This is a genomic window from candidate division KSB1 bacterium (assembly GCA_022562085.1).
GTDB lineage: Bacteria > Zhuqueibacterota > Zhuqueibacteria > Oceanimicrobiales > Oceanimicrobiaceae > Oceanimicrobium.
This window is the reverse complement of record JADFPY010000439.1, coordinates 1-3,112: the sequence shown is the minus strand read 5'-3', so window position 1 is coordinate 3,112 and position 3,112 is coordinate 1. Positions and strand designations below refer to the sequence as shown.

General features: G+C 45.0%; 2 protein-coding genes. Both read left to right on the top strand.

The features are described 5' to 3' along the window. Positions 1-200 precede the first annotated feature (200 nt). Complete coding sequence (locus IH879_21915; protein ID MCH7677583.1) at positions 201-995, top strand: PDZ domain-containing protein; 795 nt, start codon at positions 201-203, stop codon at positions 993-995. A 260-nt stretch (positions 996-1,255) separates the two neighbouring features. Then, positions 1,256-2,755 (top strand): hypothetical protein, encoded by a 1,500-nt coding sequence (locus tag IH879_21910; protein MCH7677582.1) that lies wholly within the window; start codon positions 1,256-1,258, stop codon positions 2,753-2,755. Positions 2,756-3,112 lie beyond the last annotated feature (357 nt).

Sequence of the window (3,112 nt, the reverse complement as noted above, 5' to 3'; positions counted from 1 at the left end):
AAAGCACAGATTGCGGAATGCGACCCCGCAGGTTAGCCGACGAAGGAGGCGACTGTAAGTAATGCGCGTAGCGACACCACTCGAGGAGGCGCACGAAGCCCGAGCAGGCTCCCTTGCCCCGTTTTTCAGGGCGAGGAGCCGGAGCGGCCCTACTACATAATCACAATTTTTACTACTTAAATATAAGAGGAGAAAAAACTATGAAGCTCATTTACAAGTTAAGTTTTTTGGTTCTGCTGACCGGATTCTCGTTGCAAACATCAAACGCTCAAGTAACAATGGAACGACGAATAGAGGGCGGCGACGGGGCTTTTCACTTGAAAGAAGTTCAAACCATTTTGACCAGTAAAGATGACACCATCAAAGTAATGATGGTGTTGCCGGAACGGCTGCGACCCCAAGGATATGGCGACATCGTACTGAAAGAAAATGATGAAATTCTCATGGTCAACGCCCAGCGCGTGAAAACGGTGCAAGAATTTGAAGAGCTGTACAACGCGCTCGAGATCGGCGGAACTTTGAAAATGGGCATTCGCCGCAAAGGCGAGCTGATGATAGAGTCTTTCAAGAAAATCGATCCCGAGGATATGCCGGAAGGGGCGAATATCATGATACTAAACGACATGCCGGGGGAGGAAGAAGGTCATGAAGGCGGCATGATGAGAACCTTCACCATGGATGGCGGAGACTCCGAAGAGATGCGGCCATGGTTTGGCACCGGGTTAATTTTGGGTGAAGAAGAGGGCACACTTAAAGTCATGCGCATCATGGAAGGAATGACCGGCGCTTTGGGGAACGCAGATATTAAAGAAGGCGACGAAATAAAATCTTTGAACGGACAAAAAGTTGAAACTCTCGATAAGTTTTTTGAAATGTATGAAAAACTGGATACCGGTTCTAAGGTAGAAATTGAGTATGCTCGTGCCGGCAAGAAAATGCAAGCCGCGTTTGAAAAACCGAATATGCAGGGCAGAATGATGATGCGGAGGAATTAATTCCACATTATCGCGGTGAAACCAGAACTAAAAAGTTTTGAATTAATGCCACTGATTCACACGGATGAGCACGGACAATATGATACCGGATCAAAAACTTTGAAAAAATTTTCAAATTGCTCAGTAAATAGAAAACAAAAAATATTAAATGAATAATATTCAAAACTTTGGATCCATAAATCTGTGTTTTATCAGTGTTCATCCGTGGCTGAAAAGTGTTGTTGACAGATAAAAAAATCACACTGTTGTTTGGAGATAAAATGAATTTAAGAATAAAATGTCTCTTAGGTTTCTTTCTTTTAGTCTTTTGCTGCTCAAGTCTGCTTGCCCAAACCGGCGTGCCTTTCAACCAGCGCGATGACCAGTACCGCCTGCTCGGGCTCAAACGTGCCAAAGAAGCATACGAATACGCTCATAAAGAGTACAACCGTAAAAAAGAGCTTTTTGAAGAGAATCTTATTTCGGAATTAGACCTTTCCCGGTCGCGAAATTCCTTTGCTGACGCCGAGGTGAATTATCAGCAATCCTTGCTGGCAGTGCTATTTGAGGGTCAGTATGTTACCGTCGTTGAAGCGGTTAAATATCAAAAAGAAAATGGCCGCAAGCATGTTCGACTCAAACTGGCGAACACCTCCGGCGGCGGCGCTGAGTTTAAAAAACTGGTGAATATCGATGATGAGTTGTTCCGATCGCTGCAGCCGGATATTATCAACGATGTTTATGTGTCACTGCTCAACGAGGAAAACACCATTATCAGCCTGCCGTATGAAGCGAAAATAGAACAGCTAAAATACGGCCATCCGGTCAATCTTGATTTTGCCCTGCTGCAGGATTTAGATGCGGTGACGGTTAATCTGGTTTATGGCAGCGGCTCCACGCGCTCACCCAGAATATTTTTACAGAAAGATGCCACCGTCAACAAAGTCATTGTCCAGTCCGAGCAGTTTTCTCAGGAGGTTGAATTGGGTGGCTCGGCATCATATGATTTGACTCTCGAGCTATTCAGCGCCGAGACCAATACCTTTAAATTAGAAGTCGTAAACCTGCCGTCACAGATCAATCGTTTTTTTAAGGACCCGGGCAGCGAGGCCCGCCTGAGCCAATTTAAATTTACGGAAAGTACAGACACCCGCCGCGCTGCTTTGCAAGTTTACCTTCCGGATCGCCCCACGGCTGAAGTTGTTATCGATCAGTCGATCTCATTTTATGTTTTGGTGGTTCCACGTGCGCAAGCTCCGGAAATAGGGAACACTCGGGAAAGACGATGGAGTCAGGCCGAAATCGAAGCGCTAAATGTCGGATATGTTAAATTGGATCTCGTTCCGCGCGGTGTGGGCAAACTCCTGGTGCGGGCGCAGCAGCTCTTTTATTCGATTAAACCGGATGAAACCGTTTCAATGCATATCGAATTGGTCAACGAAGGAAGCCGGCGTTTGAACAACGTTGAAATCGAAGCTGATCCGCCGCTCAACTGGACTAAACAAGTCGAGCCGGCAATCGTTCCGGTGCTGAAAGTCTCCGAGGAAAAGCGTATCGGCTTGAGTTTTACGCCGCCTGCTGACGTTGCTGTGGGCAGATATGAAGTGCGCATCCGCACCAGCTCGCTTTCCGACGATCAGCCAATTAGCGGCGAGGATAAAACCGTCACCATCGAAATTAAGCCGGAGACAAATATTTTAGGTACGGCGATTATTATTTTGCTCATTGTAGGGCTGGTGTTGGGGATTGTTATTTATGGGATTCGCTTGTCGCGGCGGTGATAAAAGACTTAACCACGGATTCTCACAGCGCGGCAAAGCCGCAACCAAATAATTAAGCCACGGATTTTCACTGATTGGCACGGATAAATGCGTTTAGAAAAAAATTAAAGAATCATTACAAGCGCAATTTGAAATTTGTAGAAAATTTTGTAGGTAAAAAAAGTGAAATTTAAAGCTCCATTTATTAAATCCGAGTTTTATCCGTGTTCACCCCGTTAGATTAAAGTCTTTGGTGTTTCTGGTAAGATGATATCTTTATCTCACGGGGTGAATCCGTGGCTATATTATTTTTTATTTTAAACCCGTTGGATTCTTCAATTCCATATATATTTTGGCTAACCAAAAACTTTGTTAAAC

What these genes read in the sequence shown, in the direction of transcription:
- IH879_21915 (MCH7677583.1), top strand. Translation starts at nt 201, where the DNA reads ATGAAGCTCATTTACAAGTTAAGTTTTTTGGTTCTGCTGACCGGATTC.
- IH879_21910 (MCH7677582.1), top strand. Translation starts at nt 1,256, where the DNA reads ATGAATTTAAGAATAAAATGTCTCTTAGGTTTCTTTCTTTTAGTCTTT.